Here is a 22,157-nt window from a genome sequence, read left to right on the forward strand (position 1 = left end):
GATGGGAGGACACCACGCCGCGTCGGGAGCCGCGGCGTGGGTGGCTGTTGCCTCCACAGGGCCGTACACACTTGGCTGGTACCCGCTGGATTCCGCCGGCATCCTGATAGGCGGCCTGGCCACCGCAGGAACGGCCCTGGTTTGCGACTGGGACCACCGGTCCAGCACCGTGGCCCAGTCCCTGCCGCCGCTGTCCAATGCGATTGCCCGGGGCATTGAGAACGCCAGCGGCGGGCACCGGCAGGGAACGCATTCAATCCTTGGCGCGGGGGTCTTCGTCCTGCTCGCCGCGCTGGCGTCCCGGTTCCAGCTGGAGACCCCGTGGGGGCTCCTGTCCGTGGGTGCCGGCCTGCTGTGCATGTTCCTGATCAACATCGCTGCGAAGGCGCTGAAGCTTTTTCCCAAAAGCGGGTTCCTGACCAACTGGGCCTTCGCGCTGGCCATGGCCGGACTGGTCACGGTGTATGCCCCGGAACAGTGGACGTGGCTTCCCGTGTCCATGCTCATTGGCGTGGTGGTGCACATCGTGGGCGACCTCATCACCACCGGGGGAGTGCCGCTGCTGTGGCCGCTGGTGGTCCGGCCCCCGAAGCCGCTCCGCAGGGTTCCGCTGCTCCGGCAGGTGTGGCGGCCCAACGGGGCACTGTCGGTGCCGCTGCTGGGACGGGCCGGCTCCAAACGCGAGTGGCTGGTGCTGATCCCGGTGAGCGCGTACGCCATGGTGGGCATGACGGTGGCCGGCTGGTCCATTGCGCAGAGCCAGTGGACACGGGTGGCGGACGCCGCCGTGGCCTGGACCAGGCTCTGGTTCTAGCGCACGAAAAGGACCCCCGGACAGCGTCCGGGGGTCCTTTTCGTAAAACGGGCTTCTAGTGCTCGCCGGCGGAGTCCGAGCGGCCCCAGATGGTCTGCGGAATCCAGAACGCCAGGGCGAACAGCACCAGGCAGGCGGCCATCGGCCAGGGGTTGCCGAGTGTGAGGAAGGACAGCGAGTAGATCGCCCCGAAGAACAGCGCCATGATGCTCACGAACAGCACGATGCTTCCGGAGAGCTTGTTCTCGTTCTGCGGGGTCCGGACAGTGCGCTGGTCCGATGAGTCCTGGCCGGACGCGTTAATCTTGCTGGACAATTTCGTTCCTCCTCGGCCCCGCAGGGCTCAATCTGTGGCGGCGTCCGGCCCGCAGTCAGTAGGCGGCTGAACCCTGTTCACCCTTGACGATGGCAATGCCGGAGCTGGCACCAATACGTGTTGCACCAGCAGCAATCATAGCCTGCGCGTCGGCCAGGGAGCGCACGCCGCCGGAGGCCTTGACACCGAGGTCCGGGCCGACGGTCCTGCGCATGAGGGCGATGTCCCCGGCCGTGGCGCCGCCGCCGTTGAAGCCCGTGGACGTCTTCACGAAATCGGCGCCGGCTTCAACGGCTGCCTGGCAGGCGAGGACCTTCTGGTCGTCCGTGAGCATTGCGGTCTCAATGATCACCTTGAGAATGGCGCCGCTGGCGTGCACCGCCTCCGCCACGGCACTGATGTCCTCGGTGAGTGCGCCCTTGTCCCCGGCGCGGGCGGCCGCGATGTTGATGACCATGTCCACCTCATCGGCGCCGTCAAGCACCGCGCCGCGCGCCTCGAACGTCTTGACGTCCGTGGGCGTGGCACCCAGCGGGAAGCCGACCACCGAGCAGGTGAGGACGCCCGAGCCTTTGAGGGCATTCTTGACCGTCTTGACCCAGATCGGGTTGACGCACACTGACTTAAAGCCGTACTCGGCCGCCTCCGCGCAGACCTTCAGGACGTCCGCCTCGGAGGCTTCGGGCTTCAAAAGCGTGTGGTCGATGTAGCTGGCAATGCTTCCGGCATCAGCGGCGGCTGGCTGAACGGAAGGGGTGGCTTCGTTGCTCATGATGGTCCTTTCCGGGGGGCCTTGTGGGCCCTGGCACGTCCTGGAACTCGGTCACGTCCTGGAACTCGGTTCGGCACCATCTTGTCACAGCCGGGACACCGGCAAAGTGCGGCCTGTCAGGCGGCCGCCTGCAGGACCGGCCCGGCCGAGGCGGCGGTCAGAAGCTGCGTGGCGCAGGCTCCCGCGGCGGAAGCTGCCGCCACGAGCAGGCCCAGCCGGACGCCGTCGTACGCTGCTGCGTCCCCGATGGCCCAGATGCCGGGGACGGACGTCCGGAAGTCCTGGCTGATGACGATTCCTCCGCTGGCAGCGGTCCGCAGTCCTGCGCTGGCGGCGAGGCCGTCCCGGGCCACGCGCTCTTCAGCCAGGACCACCAGGTCCCCGCTCATGCTGCTGCCGTCCTCGAAGACAACTGCGGAGGCCGCCAGTCCGGACACGGATTGCCCGGGAACGACGGCGGCCGGGCGGGCGGTGGTGCGGATGGGGCGCACGCCGCGGGCACGCAGGACGGCTTCAGCCTGGCCCGCGGCAGTCCCGTTGCCCACCAGGATGCCCAGCGGACGCCGGCCCAGCTCCCGGGTCACCCTCCCCACGGCCTCGGCGATCCGTGCGGCGTCGTCGATGGTGGAGTAGCTCAGGCACTGCGCCGCACCCTCCACGGGGTTGGCAACGGGGGCTGATCCGGTGGCGATCACCAGGTGGTCGTAGGAGAATTCCAGGCCGTCGGCCGTGGCTACGGTCCGGTTCACGGCGTCGATGTGGCTGGCGGGCTGGCCGAACCGCACCGAAACCTGGGGGAGCAGGGCGAGCTCCAGCAGCTCCTCTGGTGTGTCGTCCCGGCTGCTGAGGACCGTGATGGTCCCGGCGAAGCTTGCCCGGTCCAGCTGGCTGACGAGGGCCTGGGCGGCCGGGCCGGCACCGGCGATGACGATGCGGGTGGCGGAGGTGGACGGGGTGGGTGCCGGAGCGGACATGTGCTGGCCCTTTCGCTGGCGGCCTGGACGGCCGGAAGTTCGTGATGGAACCCAGCGTAGGGGGACGCCTTTACCGTTGTGTTTCCCGTCCATTGCTGCTTTGAAGGGGCCCGTTCGCCAGTTTTTACCGGCCGGTAACAGAACCGGTGACGCGGCTCTCATCCCACCGGTGCCGGACACATTCGGCCCGACCCGCCCACAACCAAAGGCGAGACTTTTGTCCAGATACGGCGACCATAAGGGCCTTGAGGTCGCCGTATCTGGACAAAACTCGAAGGGGTTAGACGCGGATCCGGTAGCCCCGCTTGACCACGGTTTCCACCAGGCGTCCGTCCGGCAGCGAGGACCGCAGCCGGCTCACGGTCATGTCCAGGGCGTGGACGGATCCCCGCAGTTCCAGCAGCTCGGAGAGCGACTCCCGCGAGAGGACCGCGCCGCCCGCGCCCAGCAGCGCCCGCAGCAGCAGCAGCGGGGCAGGCGCCAGTTCCACGGGCTGGCCGTCGATGCGCAGGCTCCGCCCCCGCAGCTCGATGTTCCCGGACCTGGTTTCCAGGCGGCGGACGTGGTTCAGCGCCAGGTGCTCGCAGACCAGCCGGATCAGGGCACCCATGCGGAAGCGTTCCGGGACCAGGGGCGTCACCCCTGCGTCAATCAGTGGCTGCGCAGTCACGGGCCCCACCACCGCGGTGGTGACGTTCGTCTTCAGGCTGTCGATCAGCTGCTTGTAGACGCCCATCTCGTGCGCCGTGCTCCACATCGCATCCACGGCGGGGGCGCTGGTGAAGGTGAGGACGTCCAGGTTCCCGCTGCAGGCGGCCTCGATGAGGCGCGGAAGCTTGTCCTCGCCGTCGGGCTTCACCCAGCGGTAGGGCGTAACGGTCAGGACGGTGGCGCCGGACATGCGCAGGCGCTCCAGCTGGCGGACATCCGTGTAGCCGTGCAGCTGCACCGCCACCGTCTTGCCGCGGACACCTTCGTTGAGCAGCATGTCCACCAGCGTGGCGGTGGTCTCGTCGCTGCTGATTCCGACGTCGGCGAGTCCGGCCGCGCGCACGGCGCCGCGGGCCTTTGGTCCCCGCACGAACATCCGGCAGGCGCCCAGGGTCTCCAGGAGCTCGTCGCCGATGCCGAAGGAATCCGCGGCCTCGCACCAGCGCCGCATGCCGTAGGCGGTGGTGGCGATGCACAGGTCCGGCTTGGCGGCGATGATGGCCCGGGTGTCCTCGATGAGGCGCATGTCCTCCTGGACGGGGGCGATCTTCAGGGCAGGGGCGTGCAGCACTTCAGCGCCGCGGCGTTCCAGGGCGTCGATCAGGTCCTGGGACCTGCGGTCCGAAGTCACGCCGATGCGGAAACCCTCCAGCGGGGATTCTGCAGCATCGGGTGTTTCTTCGACCTGCGGTGTTTCGGCCGGTGCAAGTGCAGTCATGGGGGTCAATCCTTTCATGAACCCAGCAGCGAGGCCGCCAGCCTGTCCAGGTCGGCGGCGGCCTCAGCATGCCCGCGGTTGGCCTCCGCCACCCGAACCACCTCGCCGATGACCAGCACGGCCGGGTTGCTGCACCCGGAAGCGGCCGAGGTGATGGTGCCCAGGTCTGCGATGGTGGTCCGCTGGCCCGGTCGGTAGCCGCGTTCGACGACGGCCATCGGCATGTCGGGGCGCATGCCTGCCCGGCGGAGTCCGGCGGCCAGCTGGTGGAGGGTGCCGATGCCCATCAGCACCACGATGGTGCCGCCCAGGCCGGCGAGGTGCTGGTGCTCCTTTTCAGTGAGCGGCGCGTGGCCGGAAACCACGGTGAACATGTGGCTGACTTCCCGGTGCGTGACCGGGATGCCGGCAGCTGCCGGAACGGAGATGGCGCTGGTGACACCGGACACGACGTGGACCTTGACGCCGGCGGCCACGCATGCGGCCACTTCCTCGCCGCCGCGGCCGAAGACGTAAGGGTCACCGCCCTTGAGGCGGACCACGTTGTTGCCGGCGAGGGCGCTTTCCACCATGAGCTTTTCGATGTCAGACTGGCTGACCTTGTGGTGGCCCGGCTTCTTGCCCACGTCCACCAGTTCGGCGGAGGTGAGGGACGGCAGCTCCTGGTACGGAGCGAGGCGGTCGTAAAAGACCACATCAGCGTCGCGCAGGGCCTTGACCGCGGCGACGGTCAGGAGGTCGGTGGTGCCGGGGCCGCCGCCCACCAGGGTGACGTGGCCGGCGGCGCCGGCAGCGGGTTCGGCGGCCACGGGAATCCCGGTGATCCGGCAGCGGTCCAGGAGGCGTCCCAGCCGGGCTGGCCGTCGTCGACCGCCGCCACGAGGAACGGCCGCTCGGGCAGCGGGCCGTCATGGCCCGCGCTGCGGGGTGCTCAGGCGATACACGACGGCGCCTGCGGCTTCGTAGCGGCGCACCGCCTGCCGGGCGGCAGTGTCGGAGCCCGTGACCAGGACGTCGCGTCCGGTGAGGTCGATGCTGAGCTGCATGGCTATACCTCGTTCTCGTTGCCGGAGCGTACCGGGATGGAGGCCCCGATCAGGACCTTGCCCTTCTCTTCCGGAGTGGCGGGGCGCATCTGGCCGCGCTCGTCCGGGACGAAGGTGATGGAGTCGTCCTTCTGGTCGGGGGCGTTGACGAAGGAACGGAACCGGCGCAGGCGCTCGGGGTCCTTGAGGGTGTCAGCCCACTCGTCGATGTAGGTGTCCACGTGCTTGGCCATGGCCGCCTCGAGGTCCTCGGCGATGCCCAGGGTGTCCTTGACCACCACGTCCTCGACGTGCTTGATGCCGCCGTCGAGCTCTTCCTGCCAGCGAGCCGTGCGCTGCAGGCGGTCCGCGGTGCGGATGTAGTACATGAAGTAGCGGTCGATGTACTTGATCAGCGTTTCGTCATCGAGGTCCTTGGCGAGCAGCTGTGCGTGCGCGGGGGTTGCACCGCCGTTGCCGCCGACGTACAGGTTCCAGCCGTCCGCCGTGGCGATCACGCCCACGTCCTTGCCGCGGGCCTCGGCGCATTCGCGGGCGCAGCCGGAAACGCCCATCTTGAGCTTGTGCGGGCTGCGCAGGCCGCGGTAGCGCAGCTCCAGCTTGATGGCCATGGCCACCGAATCCTGGACGCCGAACCGGCACCAGGTGGAACCGACGCAGGACTTCACCGTGCGCAGGCTCTTGCCGTAGGCCTGGCCGGATTCGAAGCCGGCATCCACCAGTTCCTTCCAGATTTCGGGGAGCTGTTCCAGCCGGGCGCCGAACATGTCGATCCGCTGGCCGCCGGTGATCTTGGTGTACAGGTTGTACTTCTCGGCCACGGCGGCAATGACGCCGAGCTTCTTGGGCGTGATCTCACCGCCGGCGATGCGCGGGACCACCGAGTAGGTGCCGTCCTTCTGCATGTTGGCCAGGGCGCGGTCGTTGGTGTCCTGGAGGGTGCCGCGGCCGGCGTCCAGCACGTAGGCGCTGTTCTGGCTGGCAAGGATGTTGGCGATGGTGGGCTTGCAGATGTCGCAGCCTGCGCCCTTGCCGTACTTGGCCATGATCTCTTCGAAGGAGGTCAGTTCCAGGACGCGGATGGCGTCGAAGAGTTCCTGGCGGGACAGCTCGATGTGCTCGCAGAGGGCCTTGGAGACCTCAACGCCGGACTTGGTGAGTTCGGTTTCCAGCAGCTTCTTGAGCATCGGAACGCAGGAGCCGCACTGGGTGCCGGCGCGGGTGCAGCCCTTCAGCTCGCCGAGTTCCTGGACGGGTGCGTTGCCCTCGCAGGCGCCGCAGCCGTTGATGGCGTCGCGGATGCTTCCCGCGGTGACGTTGTTGCAGGAGCACAGGGTGGCGTCGTCGGGCAGTTCGGTCTCGGGTGCGTCGCCGCCGCCGGCGGCGCTGAGGAACGCGCCGGGCTCGGCGGGAAGTTCGCGGCCGAGGAGCGGGCGGAGGCTCATGTACGGCGAGGCGTCGCCGACGAAGATGCCGCCCAGCAGGGTCTTGGCATCGTCGGTGGTGACGATCTTCTGGTAGACGCCGCGGGCCGGGTCGGCGTAGACGATCTCGAGGGCGTGCTCGGTTTTGGCGAAGGCGTCGCCGAAGCTTGCCACGTCCACGCCGGAGAGCTTCAGCTTGGTGGCGGTGTCGAAGCCGGGGAACGTGGCGTCGCCGCCGTGGAGGCGGTCGGCCACGATCTCCGCCATGGTGTTGGCGGGAGCCACCAGGCCCAGGCACATGCCGCCGTAGTTGGCCACCTCGCCAATGGCCCAGATGCCGGGCACTTCGGTTTCGCAGTAGTCGTTGATGACCACGCCGCCGCGGGGACCCAGGCTGAAGACCTGTTCCTCGCCCTCGGCGGCGCGGAAGAGTTCGTCGCGGGGCCGGACGCCGATGGCCACGATGACCATGTCCGCTTCGATGATGCGGCCGTCTGCCATGAGGACGCCGGTGACCTGGCCGTCGTCGTCGGAGAGCACCTCGGACGGGAAGACGCCACCGTGGACTTCGAAGCCCTTGGCCTTGATGAGCCGGCCCATCGCCTGGCCCGCGCCTTCGTCCAGCTGGGTGGCCATCAGCCACTGGGAGCCGTCAATGACGATGGGGTTGGCGCCAAGCTGTTCCGTGCCGGCGGCCGATTCGAGGCCCAGCAGGCCGCCACCGATGGTGACGGCGTTGACCTTCCGGCCGAGCTTCTCGGTGAGTTCGGCAATCTTCTGATTAATGGTCCAGACGTCTTCGAGCGTGCGGTAGACGTGGGTGAGCTCGTTGCCGGGGATGGGCAGGCGGGCGGCGTTCGAGCCGGTGGCCACCACCAGTTCGTCATAGGGGTAGGTGTTGCCGGTGGAAGTCTCCACGGTCTTCGCGGCGGCGTTGATCTTCACAACGCGCTCGCCGGTCTTCAGCTCCAGCGAAGGGTGGTCCCACATGGAAGCGGATCCCAGGGTCAGGTCCACGCCGGTATCGGTGAGGGCCTTGGACAGCGCAACGCGGTCGTAGGGGAGGTGTGCTTCCTCGGTGAGGACCGTGACATGCCAGCCATCGAGGCCACGGGCATGCATCGCGTCCGCAAAACGGTGGGCCGCGGGGCCGCCGCCGGCGACGACAATGCGGCGCGTTGTCTCGGTGTTTGAAGTCTGTTCGGTCACTGTGGGCCTTTCGCATGGGCCGCAGCGGTGCTCCGGCCTTCTCTGACGAGTGTCCATCCAGACTAGGTAGAGGCAGTTTCGCCTCAGTTTCCCAATTGTTTCGCGAACTTAACTTCTGCATCACGAACTCATTTCCGGCCGGGTTAGGTGTCTTTTACGCGCCGGACACATTTGCTGCATCCCTACGAAACACCCCGCGCCTAGCGTGGAATCCGGCGGCACAGGCTGCCGCAACCCACGGACAACAAGCACAGGGAAAGGAGCCGGACATGACGGCAACACTGGAACTTGGGGCGCTCGACACCGCAACCGCCGAGGCCGGAGCGGCCGCTGCCGCCGGGTGGCACCGCGTCTGCCACCTGGACGACCTGGAACCCTCCTGGGGTGAAGCGGCCCTCGTCGCCGGGCGCCAGATCGCGCTCTTCCGTACCGGGCCCGGTGAAGTCTTCGCGGTGGCCCACGAGGATCCGGCCACCGGAGCGCACGTCATGGCCCGCGGGATCCTTGGCTCCAAGGGGGCCCGGCCCACCATCGCCTCGCCCCTGCACAAAGAGGTCTACGACCTCGAAACCGGCGAGTGCTTCAGCACCCCCGGCCTGAAGCTTGCCGCCTTCAGCAGCCGCATCGTGGACGGCTTCGTCGAAGTGGAGCTGTAACCAGCACAGGATTTCGAACCACGCAGGAAGAGGGGCGCCCAGGCAGGGCGCCCCTTTCGCGGTTTAGAGCCCCAGCGCCTCGCTGACGTCGCGGAGTACTGCATCCAGTGATGCCCGGGCTGACTGCCGGGCTGCGGGCAGTTCGGCGGCGGAGGCAGCATGGTGGATCACTTCCAGGTAGCACTTGAGCTTGGGCTCAGTTCCGCTGGGCCGGATGATCACCCGGGTCAGGTCCCGCGTGACATACAGGAGGCCGTCCGTGGGCGGCAGCTGGTCCGTGCCCTGGGAGAGGTCGGTGAAGACTTCCACGGCGGATGACCCGAAGGATTCCGGGGGTGACACCCGGAGGCGGTTCATCATCGCGTCCAGGAGCCCCAGGTCGGCGACCCTGATGCTGAGCTGGTCGCTCGCGTGCAGGCCGTGCTTGAGGTACAGCTCATCGAGGGTATCGAAGATGGTTTTTCCTCCGGCCTTGGCTGCCGCCGCCAGCTCGGCGATGAGGACCGCGGCGGAGATGCCGTCCTTGTCCTTCACCAGGTCCGGTGCCACGCAGTAGCCGAGGGCTTCCTCGTAACCGTAGACCAGCCCGGGTACCCGGGAAATCCACTTGAATCCGGTGAGTGTTTCCTCATGCGCGTAGCCGGCGGCGGTGGCAATCCGGGCCAGCAGGCGCGAGGACACGATGGAATTGGCGAAAACGCCGGTCACACCCTGGGCCTCACCGCCGGGGGCAGTGGCGGCCAGCCGGGCCACCACATGGGCGCCCAGCAGAGCCCCCACTTCGTCACCCCGCAGCATCCGCCATGCGCCGGTATCCGGGTCCTTTGCAGCCACCGCGGCCCGGTCCGCATCGGGGTCGTTGGCGATCACAATGTCGGCATCCAGCCGGGCTGCGGTCTCGAGGGCGAGGTCCAGCGCGCCGGGTTCTTCCGGGTTGGGGAAACTGACGGTCGGAAATCCGGGGTCCGGCTCTGCCTGTTCTGCCACCAGGGTGACGTCGGTGAAGCCCGCGGCCTGGAGCACGGCCAGTGCTGTTCCGCCGCCCACGCCGTGTAGGGGAGTGAGCACGATGCGCAGGTCCCGGGCAGGGAAGTGGTCCCGAAGGGCGAGGGCGGCCGCGGCGCGCTGGTAGTCCCCGGCGATGGAGCCGTCCAGGACGGTCCAGCCTTCCGGTGCCAGCGTGATTGATTCCAGGGGCCCCACGGCGCTGATGCGGGCCGCGATCTCGGCGTCGTAAGGGGTGACGATCTGGGCGCCGTTGCCGCTGTCAGGGACTGCGTGCCGGCCCAGGTACACCTTGTAGCCGTTGTCCTGCGGGGGATTGTGGCTGGCAGTGACCATCACGCCGCCGTCGCACCCCAGTGCCCGCACGGCGTAGGCCAGCACGGGGGTGGGCAGCGCCGATGGCATCAGGAAGGTTTCGATTCCGGCAGCCGTGAAGATGGCCGCGGTCTCCGCCGCGAAGATGTCCGAGTTGTAGCGGGCGTCGTACCCGACGACGGCGCGCGGCCGGGTTCCCGGGGACGTCTGGCCCACCGCGTCCACCAGGAACGCTGCCAGCCCCGCCGCGGCGCGCCGCACCACCACGCGGTTCATGCGGTTCGGCCCGGGGCCAAGCGCGGCCCGCAGGCCGGCCGTGCCGAACTGGAGGGTGCCGCGGAAGCTGTCTTCGAGTTCCTGCCGGGCGGCCGGATCGCCCTCTTCCACCAGCCTGACCAGTTCAAGGAGGGACGCCGACGTTGCGGGATCCGGGTCTTGGGAGGCCCAGGCGCGGGCTTCGTCGAGCAGGCGGAAATCGGCATCGGAAGACGTCATGGGCATAACGCTATCGTCATTGTTCCCTTACATCGCGCAACGCGGAGCCCGGTTGGGCGGCGCCGCTGTCAGAGTTTGGCGATGATATCGGCGAGGAGTTTGGAGATCCGCGGGCCTGCTGCCTGTCCCGATTCGATGACCTCCTGGTGGCTGAGCGGCTGCGGGCTGATGCCGGCGGCCAGGTTGGTGACCAGGGAAATCCCGAACACCTCCATGCCCGCATGCCGCCCCGCGATGGCCTCCAGCGCCGTCGACATGCCGACCAGATCAGCGCCAATCCGCTTGGCATACTGCACTTCCGCCGGCGTCTCGTAATGGGGCCCGCTGAACTGGGCATAGACCCCTTCGTCAAGGGTGGGGTCCACCTCACGGGCAAGGGTGCGGACCCGGGAGGAATAGAGATCTGTCAGGTCCACGAAGGTGGCCCCCTCCAGCGGGGATGCCGCGGTGAGGTTTATGTGATCTTTGATGAGTACCGGCGTGCCCGGAGCCCAGTCCTCGTTGAGCCCGCCGCAGCCGTTGGTGAGGACCAGCGTGCGGCAGCCTGCGGCGGCCGCGGTGCGGATCCCGTGCACAACGGCCCGCACCCCCTTGCCTTCGTAGTAGTGGGTCCTGGCGCCCAGGACCAGCGCGCGCTTGCCGTCCCTGGCGAGCACGGAGCGGATGGTGCCAACATGCCCTTCAACAGCGGGGGCGTGGAAACCGGGGACTTCTTCAGCGGACAGGGTGGCGGTGGTTTCACCGATCAGGTCGGCGGCGGCGCCCCAGCCGGAGCCAAGCACCAGCGCCACGTCGTGGCGGTCCACCCCTGTTTCTTCGGCGATGTAATCGGCAGCGGCGCGGGCCGCGGCAAACGGATCCGTGTTCAGGAAGTCTGTTGTACTCACCAGTACAAGTTATCCTGCCGCTCCTGTTGCACCCGCCACAGGCGGCCGCGGCGGAGCATGGAATTCTTGGTGCTGCGGCAGTGATGGGCGAGAATGATTGATTGTGACTACGCATCCAGATTTCAGTTCACCCCGCATCGCAATCCTGGGAGGTGGTCCGGGCGGATACGAGGCCGCCATGGTGGCCGCCTCGCTGGGAGCACAGGTCACCATCATCGAGCGTGCGGGCCTGGGCGGCTCCGCCGTCCTGACGGACGTTGTGCCGTCCAAGACCCTGATCGCCACCGCGGACCTGATGACGCGCGTTGCCGAGGCAGGCGAACTGGGCGTGAAGTTCGACGTCGACGGCGGCGATTTCGTTCCGGTGATGCGGGCCGACCTGAAGCACATCAATGACCGCCTGCTGAACCTTGCCCGGAGCCAGTCGAAGGACATCCACGACGGCCTCGAGGGCCAGGGCGTGCGCATCCTGACCGGTTCCGGCCGGCTGCTGGACAACCACACCATCGAGGTCATCACGCTGGACGGCACCGAGATCGTGGAGGCGGACACTATCCTGCTGGCGGTCGGCGCGCATCCGCGCGAGCTGCCCACCGCCCGGCCGGACGGTGAACGCATCCTGAACTGGACCCAGATCTACAACCTGGATGAGCTGCCCGAGGACCTGATCGTGGTGGGCTCCGGTGTCACCGGCGCGGAATTCGCCTCCGCCTACAACGGCCTTGGCTCCAAGGTCACGCTGGTCTCCAGCCGCGACCGCGTGCTGCCCGGCTCCGATGTGGACGCCGCCGTGGTGCTGGAGGAAGTGTTCGAACGCCGCGGTGTCCGGGTTATGTCGCGTTCCCGCGCGGAATCCGTGGAACGCACGGAGGACGGCGTGGTGGTCACCCTCAGCGACGGCTCCAAGGTGACGGGCAGCCACTGCCTGCTCTGCCTGGGCTCCATTCCCAACACTGCCGGCATCGGGCTGGAAGAGGCGGGCGTGGCCCTGAGCGAAAGCGGCCACATCAAGGTCGACGGCGTCTCCCGCACCAGTGCGCCGAACATCTACGCCGCCGGCGACTGCACGGGTGTCCTGCCGCTGGCCTCCGTGGCAGCCATGCAGGGCCGGATCGCCGTCGCGCACTTCATGGGTGACGTCGTTACTCCGCTGAAGCTGCACCAGGTGGCCTCCAACATCTTCACGTCCCCCGAGATCGCCAACGTGGGCGTTTCGGAAGCCGAGATCGAGTCGGGCAAGTACCAGGGCGACGTGGTGAAGCTTTCGCTGCGCAGCAACGCCCGGGCCAAGATGCGCAACGCCCGGGACGGGTTCGTGAAAATCTTCGCCCGCAAGGGATCCGGCACGGTGATCGGCGGCGTGGTGGTAGGCCCCAACGCGTCGGAGCTGATCTTCCCCATTTCCATCGCCGTGAAGCAGAAACTGCATGTGGACGATGTGGCAAGCACCTTCACTGTGTACCCGTCGCTGACCGGATCCATTTCCGAGGCGGCCCGGCGCCTGCACGTGCACCTGTAACGCCAGGTAACCGGGAGGCGGCGGGGGTCTGGACCCTGCCGCTGCCGCCTGCATAGACTCCTTCAAGGACCGGCCGGGAATTCCCTAACGAATTTCCGGCCGTCCCTGCATCAGCCGACGACGCGAGGAGAATCCCATGGAACTGCAGGACGTCAAATGGAACGGGCAGGCACGCGAGAAAATCCTGCTGGACGCCGACAGGGCGCTGCAGGAAGCGGTCCGTGAAGCAGCATCGTCCCTTTCCGACGCCGGCAAGGATGAGGTGTACAAGTTCCTGTACGAGAAGCTGAAGCCGCAGTTCGTGGACTTCCAGCCGGGACCGGACCTCACCCAGTACGCGGAAGCAGTGGCCGGCGGCGAATTCTCCGCCGCCGAAGCCCGGGCCGAGGGGTAGGCGGAACGATGGCAATGGCTCTTGAACGGCCCCGCCGCGGCAAGATGATCGGCGGCGTCTGCGCAGCGCTCTCGGCCCGGTTCGGCCTTCCGAAGTTCCTGGTGCGGTTGGCGTTCGTGATCTTCGGCCTGGTGGGGATCGGCGAACTGGTCTACATCGCGCTGTGGATCATTATCCCGAAGGCGCCGGCATAGCAAACAAAGCAATGGGTTGGCCCCTAAAAGGGGCCAACCCATTTTGCGTTCATGGTGCCGGCGGGTGGAATGCTTCCGGGTACGGCATCAGATGGCCGTTGCACGCCATGCCTGGGTGTTCACCTATGGACTTGGCGAAAGCGGGATCGAACTCGGGAAGCTTAATGAGCTGGCCGTAGGACTGCACGCGGCCCCCGAAGGGGTACTCCTCGTTGGGGTCGTCGTTGAGCCCCGAGAACGAACAGATGGAGTTGGCGTGTTCGGGGCCCCTCTCGGACTGCCCCGCGGCAGTGGCAGGAGCGGCAACTGATCCGACGAGGGCCAGCGTGCAGACGGCAGCCCCAAGCAAGGATTTCTTGTGCATTGCTTACCTCATTCTGTAGGAGTTCCGCGAAACCGGGACGGGCCCGTGCGGGGACTCTATCCAGCGGCGACAGCCGGTGGAATGAGATCAGCAAATCCGTGTGGAAACCCGCAGCCTGGCACCGCGGCGGTGTACCTTACTCAGGCGGCTGAGACCGCCTGAAAATGTTTTTCGATCAGCCCCTTGATGTCCTCGTGGCAGCCGCCGCAGCCGGTTCCGGCGCGGGTTGCCTTGGAGACTTCAGCCACGGTGGAGCAGCCCTCCGTGACGGCGTCCTGGATGGCAGTGCCGCTGACACCCGCGCACCGGCAGACGGTGCCTGCAGGATCGGCCGTTCCGGCTCCGGGCAACTGGTCCGGGCCGTCCAGGCGCAGCAGCAGCGACCGGTCCGCCGGCAGTTCGGCCGAACGCTCAAACAGTCCCACGAGTTCGGCGGCGGTCCGGGGCATGCCCACCGCCACCAGCCCTTCCAGGACACCGCCCCGGGTGGTCATCTTCACGTAGCGGCCGTGTTCCGGATCCGCCCACTGGGCCACCTGGAGCCGGGGACGCCCGTTCACGGCGCCAGCGTTCAAGGCTTCGTCATCCCAGGGATCGGCGCTGTTGTCGCCGGCCACGGCCATGTTCAGGCCGCGGGCCTTCAAAACAATCACGCCGGCCTGTTCCGCCGGCAGTTCCGGGAGGACCTCTGCGTCGTCGAGGGCGCCGGAGGCGAGCAGGGTCAGGTACTCCGCCAGCCATTCGGCCTGGCGCCAGCCGGGACCCACCAGGCCGGACGGACCCTTGGCGTTGCGGCAGGCCGAGCAGTCCGGGTCCGGGCAGCGCACCTCCGCGCAGTCGCCGATGGCGAAGATGTGCGGCTCATGGTGGGCGCGGAGCCGGTGGTCCACGAGGATGCCTGCAGCGGTGGACAGCCCGCAGCCTTCGGCCAGTTCGGTGCGGGGACGGACGCCGCATGAGATGACCAGGAGGTCGCCGTCGATCGCCGAACCGTCATCGAGCAGCAACGCCGAGAAACCGCCGTCGGGCGCGTTGTGTTCAACACCGGTGGATCGCGCGTTTCCGGCCATCCGGACGCCGCAGCGGCGCAGCCCTGCAGCCAGCACGGCGCCGCCGCCGCGGTCGATGTTGCGTCCCAGCGGGTGCGGGCCGTTGTGGACCACCGTCACTGTGGCGCCTTCCTCGGCCGCGGCGAGGGCTGTTTCCAGGCCCAGGACACCGCCGCCCAGGACCACCACGCGCTTGCCGCCGTCCACCGCCCGCCGGAGCACGTCGGCGTCGCGAAGGTCGCGCAGGGCCGTCACGCCTGCCGGCAGGACCGGGGAGGTGGGGTCCGGGTTGACGCCCGTCAGGTTGGGGATGACCGGACGCGAACCGGTGGCGAACACCAGCCGGTCATAGTGGACGGAGTCGCCACCGGACAGGAGGACCTGCTGCCGGGCGCGGTCCACGCGCCGGACCCGGACGCCCAGGCGGACGTCAACGCCCTCGGCCACCAGGGCGGCGGCGTCGGAGAGGGCGAGGGCGTCGGCCGTGGTGCGGCCAACTCCGAGGTCCGCCACCAGGACGCGGTTGTAGGCGGCTTCAGCTTCCTCGCCCACCACGGTCAGTCCCGCGTGTCCGGCACGTACGGCGGGGAGGAGTTCGTCAACCAGCCGGGCAGCCACCGGGCCGAATCCAACAATGACAACCTGCTCGCTCATGAGGCCTCCGTCGTTTGAAGCATTTTGCTGGACAGGGGTGCAGCCACGGCCCGCACCCAAACCTTGTTGAATTTGAACTCAGGCATTCCGGATGTCGGGTCCGTGGCGGCCTCTGTCAGCCGGTTTGCGCTGCCCAGGCCGGGGAAGTGGAACGGCAGGAAGACAGTGTCCGGCCGGATGTCGGTGCTGAGCTCGGCCTTGCACACCACCTCGCCGCGCTCGTTCGCCACGGACACCAAAGAGCCGGCCATGATGCCCATGGCCTCGGCGGCCGCGGGGTGGACCTGGACCATCGCCTCGGGCTGGGATGCCAGCAGTTCGGTGACACGGCGTGTCTGCGCACCCGACTGGTAGTGCTCCAGGAGCCGGCCGGTGATGAGGGTCATGGTTTTCGCTGCCGGGTCAGGGCTGGCGGCAGGCGTACGACGGCGGCGGGGGACCACGGCGGTCATCACGCTTTGCCGTCCGGGTGGGCGAAGCGGTCCCGGAACAGCCGGGGCGTGCCCGTGCTGCCGGCAGGGTAGGGCCAGTAGGCGGCTTCCCCGCGGTCCAGCATCGCGTAATCGATGCCTGAGTAGTCGGCCAGGCCACCGGCGGAGGCGAGGCGCAGTTCCTCGAAGACGGTTTCGGGGTCCTCGCTGTATGTGGACGGGGCGTCCAGCCGCTCCGCGAGCCGCGCCATGATCCACAGTTCGCTGCGGGCACCGGCGGGCGGGGCCAGGGCCCGGCGGCGGCGAAGGACCCGTCCTTCGAGGTTCGTGAGGGTGCCTTCCTCCTCGGCCCACTGGAGCACCGGAGGATGAGATCGGCCTCTGCGGCGGTCTCCGACATGAAGAAATCGCAGACCACCAGGAAGTCCAGGCTCCGCAGGCCGGCGGTCACAGCGTTCGCGTCAGGGGAGGCCACCACCACGTTGGAGGCATGGATGAACAGGCACCGGACGCCGTCGGGCTGTCCCAGCGACTTCAGCAGCTGGACCGCGGGCAGGCCGGGACCGGGAATGGTTTCCTCCGGAACACCCCAGACGCGGGCCATGTGGGCGCGGGCGGCGGGGTCGGTGATCTTGCGGTAGCCGGGCAGCTGGTCGGCCTTCTGGCCGTGCTCGCGGCCGCCCTGGCCGTTCCCCTGGCCGGTGAGCGTGCCATAGCCGCTGCGTGCGGACCCGGGCAGGCCCAGCAGGAGGCTGAGGTTGATGGCCGCGGTGGCGGTGTCGGTACCGTCCGTGTGCTGTTCCACGCCGCGGCCGGTGAGGATGTAGCTGCCGCCCTGGCGGGCGCCGGCGGCAAGCCTGCGGGCGGTTTCCCGGATGAGGTCGGCGGGGACGCCGGTGAGGGACTGGACGCGTTCGGGCCAGAAGGAGTTGACGCTGCGGACCACGGCGCTGTAGCCCGCAGTGCGTTCCTCGACGAAGGCCGTGTCCACCAGGCCTTCGTGGATGACCACGTGGGAGATGCCCAGCAGGAGGGTGAGGTCGGTGCCCGGCAGGGGCTGGAGGTGGAGGCCCCCGCCGTCGGCCGTGAAGGCGGCCGTGGCGGAGCGGCGCGGATCCACCACAATCAGCCCGCCGGCGTCGCGCGCTCCCTTGAGGTGCTGGACGAAGGGCGGCATGGTTTCGGCCACGTTGGAACCGAGCATGAGGATGGTGCTGGCGGTGTCCAGGGCCTCCAGCGGGAAGGGCAGCCCGCGGTCCACGCCGAAGGCGCGCATTCCGGCGGCCGCCGCGGAGGACATGCAGAAGCGGCCGTTGTAGTCGATGCGCGAGGTGCGCAGGGCCAGCCGGGCAAATTTGCCCAGCATGTAGGCCTTTTCGTTGGTGAGCCCGCCGCCGCCGAACACGCCGACGGCGTCGGCACCGTAGCGTGCGCGCGCGTCCCGGACGGCGGAGGCGGCCAGGTCCAGGGCGTGGTCCCAGCTGATGGGCCGGTGCACGCCGTCGGGACCTTTGAGGAGGGGCTCGGTGATCCGGCCCGGGTGGTTCAGGAGGGTTGCGGAGGTCCAGCCCTTGCGGCACAGGCCTCCCCGGTTGGTGGGGAAATCGCGTCCGCTGACCTCAAGGGCGGCAGGTGCCGCGGCTGCCGGGGCGGAGGAGTGCAGGGTGGGCAGGAGCGGCACGGGGACTGGCCCCGGCTGGGGAGCCGGGGCCAGTTCCGCTGGAGACGTGAGCGTCATGGCGCACTGCAGGGCGCAGTAAGGGCAGTGCGTGTCGGCGCTGTTGGTCATGTTAGACGTGTCCCATCGCATTTCGGTTGGCGTTGCGGATGTAGCAGAACCAGCAGACGGCGAGCATCAGGCGTAGGCCGCGACGAAGCCGTAGAAGGCCGGGGTGTAGGAGCCGCTGGCCGAGTTCGATGCGTTCAGCACCTGCGGGATGACGAAACCGCCGTAGGCGCCGATGGCGGAAATCAGGCCCAGTGCCGAGGAGGCCAGGCGCTGGGTGGCCACCGAGCTTGCCCCGGATTTCGCTGCCCGGCTGGAAGTGGCGAAGATGACCGGGATCATGCGGTAGGTGGCGCCGTTTCCGAAGCCGCTGGCGGTGAAGAGCATCAGGAAGAGGACCAGGAAGAGCCAGAAGTTCTTCAGCGGCAGGGTCCAGATCATGGTCAGGGTGATGACGCCCATGGCGGCGAAGGCGGTCACGGTCATCCGGGCTCCACCCATGCGGTCTGCCATGCGTCCGCCGTAGGGGCGGGCCAGGGAGCCCACCAGGGGGCCGAGGAACGCGAGCGAGAGGGCGACGGTACCGACGGCGATCGAGGAGAACTCCGGGAAGTAGTCCTTGATGAGCTTGGGGAACACGCCGGCGAAGCCGATGAAGGAGCCGAAGGTGCCGATGTACAGCAGCGCCATGATCCACAGGTGCGGTTCCTTGAGCGCCGCGACGGAGCCGGCCACGTCACCCTTGGCACTGGTGAGGTTGTCCATGTACTTCCAGGCGCCGAAGGCGGCGAGCAGGATCAGCGGGACCCACATCCAGCCCGCAATGGGCAGGTTGACGGTGCCCGCGGCCAGGAGGGTGATGGCGATCGGAACGGCGAGCTGCGCGACGGCGGCACCGACGTTTCCGCCCGCGGCGTTCAGTCCCAGCGCCCAGCCCTTTTCGCGGGCCGGGTAGAAGAAGGTGATGTTCGCCATGGAGCTGGCGAAGTTGCCGCCGCCGAAACCGGCCAGGGCGGCGATCAGCAGCATGACACCGAACGGCGTTTCCGGATTGGAGACACACAGGGCCAGGCCGATGGAGGGGATCAGGAGCAGCAGGGCCGAGACGATGGTCCAGTTGCGGCCGCCGAAGCGGGGGACCATGAAGGTGTAGGGGATGCGGAGCGTGGCGCCAACCAGGCTGGGCATCGAGATGAGCCAGAAGATTTCCGACGTGGAGAAGGTGAATCCGGCGGCGGGGAGCTGGACCACCACGATGGACCACAGCTGCCAGACGACAAAACCGAGGAATTCGGCGAAGATGGACCAGTTCAGGTTGCGGCGGGCGATGGAGCGGCCTGCGGTTTCCCACTGCTCCTTGTTTTCGGCATCCCAGTTGGCAATCCAGCGGCCGGGACGGAATTCAAGGGCGGGGGCGTCAGTGGTGCGGGTAGTGCCGGGCTGTGCGCTGGCGGATGCGGCTGCTGGCCCTTGTGCATCGTCAAGGTCCAGGGAATTGCCGGTGCCGGCATCTGCGGTGCGGTCGACAGTCACGGGTTACCTCCTTCGGGGGGATGTTGTCCTTCCAAGGTAGGGACGGCGCGTTTCACAGACCGACGCCGGATGTTAACGCGTTGTGACATTTGCCTATCGGGCCGTTGCGGCCACCGTTAGGACTTCCCGGAGATCCACCCAATGAGACGGACGACACGGGTCCGTATCGTGGACCTTTCGTCCATTGACTGGACCGCGGGAACTAAGATTGAACTCTAACTATTTCGAGCCGGGGGCTGTCTGCGTCCGGCGGGTTCTCACGAAAGCGTTTACCTTTTATGTCTTCCACCGATACGTCCACGCTGCCGGGCGCACCCCAGCCGGTGAACTCCCGCGGCCGCGTGATCGTCGCCAGCCTGATCGGCACCACGGTTGAGTTCTATGACTTCTATGTCTACGCCACCGCCGCGGTCCTCGTGTTCCCGCAGCTGTTCTTCCCCAGCCAGAACGAGACCACCCAGCTCCTGAGCTCCTTCGCCGTCTTCGGCGTCGCATTCATCGCCCGGCCGCTGGGCTCGATTGTCTTCGGCCACTTCGGCGACAAGTTCGGCCGCAAGGGCACCCTGGTTGCCTCGCTGCTCACCATGGGCATCGCCACCTTCCTGATCGGCTGCCTGCCTACGGCGCTGGTGCCGGCTGGGCATTCTGGCTCCCGCCCTGCTGGTGGTCATGCGGTTTGCGCAGGGCCTGGCCCTGGGCGGCGAATGGAGCGGCGCAGCCCTCCTGGCCACCGAGAACGCACCGGCGAACAAGCGTGCAATCTACGGAACCTTCCCCCAGCTGGGGGCGCCCATCGGCTTCATCATCGCGAACGTGATCTTCCTGGTGTTCAGCTACGCATTGTCCCCGGCTGACTTCATGGCCTGGGGCTGGCGGGTTCCGTTCCTGCTCAGCGCCATCATGGTGATCATCGGGCTGTACGTCCGCCTGAAGTTGATCGAAACCCCCGCCTTCACCAAGGTGATCGAATCCAACGAGGTGGCAAAGCTTCCCCTGGGCCGCGTGTTCAAGTCCAGCTGGCGCCAGCTGATCCTGGGAACGTTCATCATGCTCGCCACCTACGTGCTCTTCTACCTGATGACCACGTTCACCCTGACCTACGGCACCCGTCCGGCCAGCCTGGAGGCTGCCCGCGCTGCCGCCGAGAAGGCCGGCAAGCCGATGACGGAAGCCGCTGCCGCCGCCTTTGTCCCCGGCCTGGGCTACACCCGCAACGACTTCCTCTGGATGCTGATTGCCGGCGTCGTGTTCTTCGGCATCTTCACGCTCGTCTCCGGGCCGCTGGCTGAGAAGTACGGCCGCCGCAAGATGCTCCTGGCGGTTACGGGCGGGATCTTCGTGTTCGGCCTGCTGTTCGTCCCGCTCTTCAGCGGCGGGTTCGTCGGCACCATGGCGCTGCTGGTCATCGGGTTCTCGCTGATGGGCCTCACCTTCGGCCCCATGGGTGCGCTGCTGCCCGAGTTGTTCCCCACCAACGTCCGGTACACCGGGTCCGCGGTCAGCTACAACTTCTCCAGCATCCTCGGCGCCGCGGTGGCTCCGTTCATCGCCGTCGCACTGTGGGAAGCAGCGGACGGCAGCCCCGTCCTGGTGGGTGTCTACCTGACCGCCATGGCCGTGCTCACGCTCATCGCCCTGTTCGTGAGCAAGGAAACCCGCGACGTGGACTACGAGAACAACGTGGCCTAACAGCCGCAGGTTGCGAAAATGCCCGGCGTGGTCCTCGGACCCGCCGGGCATTTTCGTGTTTAGGCCGCGTAGCGGGCCACGAAGTTCCGCAGGATCTTCATGGGTTCCGTGACTGTGTACTGCCGGGCCTTGTCCATCAGCTCCTCCGCCGATTCGGGCGGGAAGTAGCCGGCGTGCCGGTAGATGTCGATCCGGGTGATGAGGCCCTCCACGTCCAGCTCCGGATGGAACTGCGTGGCGTACAGGTTCTTGCGGATGCGGAACATGTGGACCGGGCAGGCTGCGGAACGCGCGAGCAGCACGGCGTGCGGCGGCAGGACGGTGCAGGCTTCCTTGTGCCCCGTGAACGCCGGAAAGCTCTGCGGCATGCCCTCGAGCAGCGGGTCCGCCAGCCCGGCGTCGGTCAGTTCAATCTCCACCCCGCCCAGCGGTTCGCCATAGGTCCTGTCGATGACCGCGCCCTGGTGCCTGCCCAGGGTCCCGACGCCGTAGCACGCACCAGGAAGGGGAAATCCCGCGCCACCAGCTCATCCAGCAGCCCGGAAAGCTCACGTTCCACCGGTGCTGCACGGCAGTCTTCTCCGCCGGCGGGTCACTGGACGTGAACGGGCTACCGCCCACAATGACGCCGGAGTAGCGGGAGAAGTCAAGGCTGGGCATGGGCGCCGCCTCCAGCCGGATCCGGTGGAGTTCCTGCGGTTCCAGGCCGCCGTACCGGAGGTAGGCGGCGTACTCGTCCTCCGCCGCGGCATCTTCGGCCCTGGACGCGAGCAGCAGGAATGGCAGCATCTGCTAAGTGTGCCTTGCTGCGCGCCCGCTGTCAGCCGCCGGCCGGCTGGCTCAGGGAGCGGCGCGACTGCGGCCTGGCAGCCGGGTCGGCGTGCCGGTGCACCAGCTTCCAGTAGCCTTCCTCGCGGCGGAAAACGCTGGTCACCCGGAGCGCGAACTCCTCGGCGACACCGGCGCCGTCCAGGCGGGCACGGAAGTGTTCGGTTTCCACCAGGAATGCCGTGTTGCTGGCCTTGTAGGACGTGATGGTGTCGAAACCGAGCATTTCGCCGTCCTGAAACTGCCGTGCGGCCTGGTCGAGCCGTGCCTCCACCTGCGCCCAGCCCCTGGCGATGCCGCCGAAGGGATTGGCCAGGGTGACGTCGTCGAGCCGCGAGTACAGCTCCTTGATGGGTTCCGGGTTGCCCCGGGTGATCTCGGGAACCGCGGCGTGGTAGCGGTCCACTTCTTCCTGAAAGCTGGGTGCGAGCATG

General features: G+C 67.8%; 15 protein-coding genes and 5 pseudogenes. 6 read left to right on the forward strand and 14 right to left on the reverse strand.

Features of this window, described 5'->3' with window-relative positions:
- Position 1: 1 nt before the first annotated feature.
- On the forward strand, positions 2 to 814 hold the full coding sequence (locus tag G205_RS00380) for a metal-dependent hydrolase (protein WP_009356270.1): 813 nt from the start codon (positions 2 to 4) through the stop codon (positions 812 to 814).
- 55 nt (positions 815 to 869) lie between these two features.
- Here G205_RS00380 and G205_RS00385 read toward each other — a convergent pair whose 3' ends face one another.
- From G205_RS00385 to nirB, 6 genes and pseudogenes are all read right to left on the reverse strand, one after another.
- The gene (locus G205_RS00385; protein ID WP_009356271.1) at positions 870 to 1,130 is read right to left on the reverse strand and encodes a hypothetical protein; all 261 of its coding nucleotides are present in this window, start codon (positions 1,128 to 1,130) and stop codon (positions 870 to 872) included.
- A gap of 55 nt (positions 1,131 to 1,185) precedes the next feature.
- The gene (deoC, locus tag G205_RS00390) at positions 1,186 to 1,902 is read right to left on the reverse strand and encodes a deoxyribose-phosphate aldolase (RefSeq protein ID WP_009356272.1); all 717 of its coding nucleotides are present in this window, start codon (positions 1,900 to 1,902) and stop codon (positions 1,186 to 1,188) included.
- A 116-nt stretch (positions 1,903 to 2,018) separates the two neighbouring features.
- Complete coding sequence (locus G205_RS00395) at positions 2,019 to 2,876, reverse strand: FAD-dependent oxidoreductase (RefSeq protein ID WP_009356273.1); 858 nt, start codon at positions 2,874 to 2,876, stop codon at positions 2,019 to 2,021.
- A gap of 280 nt (positions 2,877 to 3,156) precedes the next feature.
- Positions 3,157 to 4,305: a uroporphyrinogen-III synthase gene (locus tag G205_RS00400; protein WP_009356274.1), complete on the reverse strand. Its 1,149-nt coding sequence runs from the start codon at positions 4,303 to 4,305 to the stop codon at positions 3,157 to 3,159.
- Between the two features lie 14 nt (positions 4,306 to 4,319).
- Positions 4,320 to 5,351, reverse strand: a pseudogene (gene cobA / locus G205_RS00405) (uroporphyrinogen-III C-methyltransferase).
- 2 nt (positions 5,352 to 5,353) lie between these two features.
- Positions 5,354 to 7,984, reverse strand: a complete 2,631-nt coding sequence (gene nirB, locus G205_RS00410; RefSeq protein WP_009356275.1) for a nitrite reductase large subunit NirB — start codon at positions 7,982 to 7,984, stop codon at positions 5,354 to 5,356.
- 269 nt (positions 7,985 to 8,253) lie between these two features.
- Between nirB and nirD the strand changes: the two genes are divergently transcribed.
- Complete coding sequence (gene nirD, locus G205_RS00415; RefSeq protein WP_009356276.1) at positions 8,254 to 8,640, forward strand: nitrite reductase small subunit NirD; 387 nt, start codon at positions 8,254 to 8,256, stop codon at positions 8,638 to 8,640.
- Between the two features lie 63 nt (positions 8,641 to 8,703).
- Here the strand turns inward: nirD and G205_RS00420 are convergent, their stop codons facing one another.
- Positions 8,704 to 10,455, reverse strand: a complete 1,752-nt coding sequence (locus tag G205_RS00420) for a phospho-sugar mutase (RefSeq protein WP_200859117.1) — start codon at positions 10,453 to 10,455, stop codon at positions 8,704 to 8,706.
- Between the two features lie 68 nt (positions 10,456 to 10,523).
- The gene (locus G205_RS00425) at positions 10,524 to 11,342 is read right to left on the reverse strand and encodes a purine-nucleoside phosphorylase (RefSeq protein WP_009356278.1); all 819 of its coding nucleotides are present in this window, start codon (positions 11,340 to 11,342) and stop codon (positions 10,524 to 10,526) included.
- A 103-nt stretch (positions 11,343 to 11,445) separates the two neighbouring features.
- Here G205_RS00425 and G205_RS00430 point away from each other — a divergent pair, with 103 nt between their 5' ends.
- From G205_RS00430 to G205_RS00440, 3 genes are all read left to right on the forward strand, one after another.
- Positions 11,446 to 12,861: an NAD(P)H-quinone dehydrogenase gene (locus G205_RS00430; RefSeq protein ID WP_009356279.1), complete on the forward strand. Its 1,416-nt coding sequence runs from the start codon at positions 11,446 to 11,448 to the stop codon at positions 12,859 to 12,861.
- Between the two features lie 136 nt (positions 12,862 to 12,997).
- On the forward strand, positions 12,998 to 13,255 hold the full coding sequence (locus G205_RS00435; protein ID WP_009356280.1) for a hypothetical protein: 258 nt from the start codon (positions 12,998 to 13,000) through the stop codon (positions 13,253 to 13,255).
- An 8-nt stretch (positions 13,256 to 13,263) separates the two neighbouring features.
- On the forward strand, positions 13,264 to 13,449 hold the full coding sequence (locus G205_RS00440; protein WP_133350128.1) for a PspC domain-containing protein: 186 nt from the start codon (positions 13,264 to 13,266) through the stop codon (positions 13,447 to 13,449).
- Between the two features lie 49 nt (positions 13,450 to 13,498).
- On the opposite strand, the gene G205_RS00445 is transcribed toward G205_RS00440, so the two are convergent.
- The 4 genes and pseudogenes from G205_RS00445 to G205_RS00460 form a co-directional block, all read right to left on the reverse strand.
- Positions 13,499 to 13,813 carry a hypothetical protein gene (locus G205_RS00445; RefSeq protein WP_009356282.1) on the reverse strand — a complete coding sequence of 105 codons (315 nt, stop codon included), beginning with the start codon at positions 13,811 to 13,813 and terminating at the stop codon, positions 13,499 to 13,501.
- A 140-nt stretch (positions 13,814 to 13,953) separates the two neighbouring features.
- Positions 13,954 to 15,516, reverse strand: coding sequence for an FAD-dependent oxidoreductase (locus tag G205_RS00450; protein WP_009356283.1), 1,563 nt, complete (start codon positions 15,514 to 15,516; stop codon positions 13,954 to 13,956).
- Positions 15,513 to 17,736 (reverse strand): annotated as a pseudogene (locus G205_RS00455) (molybdopterin oxidoreductase family protein). The gene G205_RS00450 and the pseudogene G205_RS00455 overlap by 4 nt, the downstream one beginning before the upstream one ends.
- A 1-nt stretch (position 17,737) precedes the next feature.
- Positions 17,738 to 19,206 (reverse strand): annotated as a pseudogene (locus G205_RS00460) (MFS transporter).
- Positions 19,207 to 19,484: 278 nt separating this feature from the next.
- On the opposite strand from G205_RS00460, the pseudogene G205_RS00465 reads away from it, so the two are divergent.
- A pseudogene (locus G205_RS00465) lies at positions 19,485 to 20,895 on the forward strand (MFS transporter).
- Between the two features lie 59 nt (positions 20,896 to 20,954).
- Here G205_RS00465 and G205_RS00470 read toward each other — a convergent pair.
- A pseudogene (locus G205_RS00470) lies at positions 20,955 to 21,684 on the reverse strand (glutamine amidotransferase).
- A 31-nt stretch (positions 21,685 to 21,715) separates the two neighbouring features.
- Positions 21,716 to 22,156, reverse strand: a complete 441-nt coding sequence (locus tag G205_RS00475; protein WP_009356285.1) for a YybH family protein — start codon at positions 22,154 to 22,156, stop codon at positions 21,716 to 21,718.
- Between the last annotated feature and the right edge of the window lies 1 nt (position 22,157).

The sequence above is a fragment of the Arthrobacter nitrophenolicus genome (assembly GCF_000332815.1).
Classification (GTDB): Bacteria; Actinomycetota; Actinomycetes; order Actinomycetales; family Micrococcaceae; genus Arthrobacter; species Arthrobacter nitrophenolicus.

Coding starts and splice junctions, on each gene's coding strand:
- G205_RS00380 (WP_009356270.1), top strand. CDS start 2: ATGGGAGGACACCACGCCGCGTCGGGAGCCGCGGCGTGGGTGGCTGTT.
- deoC (WP_009356272.1), bottom strand. CDS start 1,902: ATGAGCAACGAAGCCACCCCTTCCGTTCAGCCAGCCGCCGCTGATGCC.
- G205_RS00395 (WP_009356273.1), bottom strand. CDS start 2,876: ATGTCCGCTCCGGCACCCACCCCGTCCACCTCCGCCACCCGCATCGTC.
- G205_RS00400 (WP_009356274.1), bottom strand. CDS start 4,305: ATGACTGCACTTGCACCGGCCGAAACACCGCAGGTCGAAGAAACACCC.
- nirD (WP_009356276.1), top strand. CDS start 8,254: ATGACGGCAACACTGGAACTTGGGGCGCTCGACACCGCAACCGCCGAG.
- G205_RS00420 (WP_200859117.1), bottom strand. CDS start 10,455: ATGACGTCTTCCGATGCCGATTTCCGCCTGCTCGACGAAGCCCGCGCC.
- G205_RS00435 (WP_009356280.1), top strand. CDS start 12,998: ATGGAACTGCAGGACGTCAAATGGAACGGGCAGGCACGCGAGAAAATC.
- G205_RS00440 (WP_133350128.1), top strand. CDS start 13,264: ATGGCAATGGCTCTTGAACGGCCCCGCCGCGGCAAGATGATCGGCGGC.
- G205_RS00445 (WP_009356282.1), bottom strand. CDS start 13,813: ATGCACAAGAAATCCTTGCTTGGGGCTGCCGTCTGCACGCTGGCCCTC.
- G205_RS00450 (WP_009356283.1), bottom strand. CDS start 15,516: ATGAGCGAGCAGGTTGTCATTGTTGGATTCGGCCCGGTGGCTGCCCGG.
- G205_RS00475 (WP_009356285.1), bottom strand. CDS start 22,156: ATGCTCGCACCCAGCTTTCAGGAAGAAGTGGACCGCTACCACGCCGCG.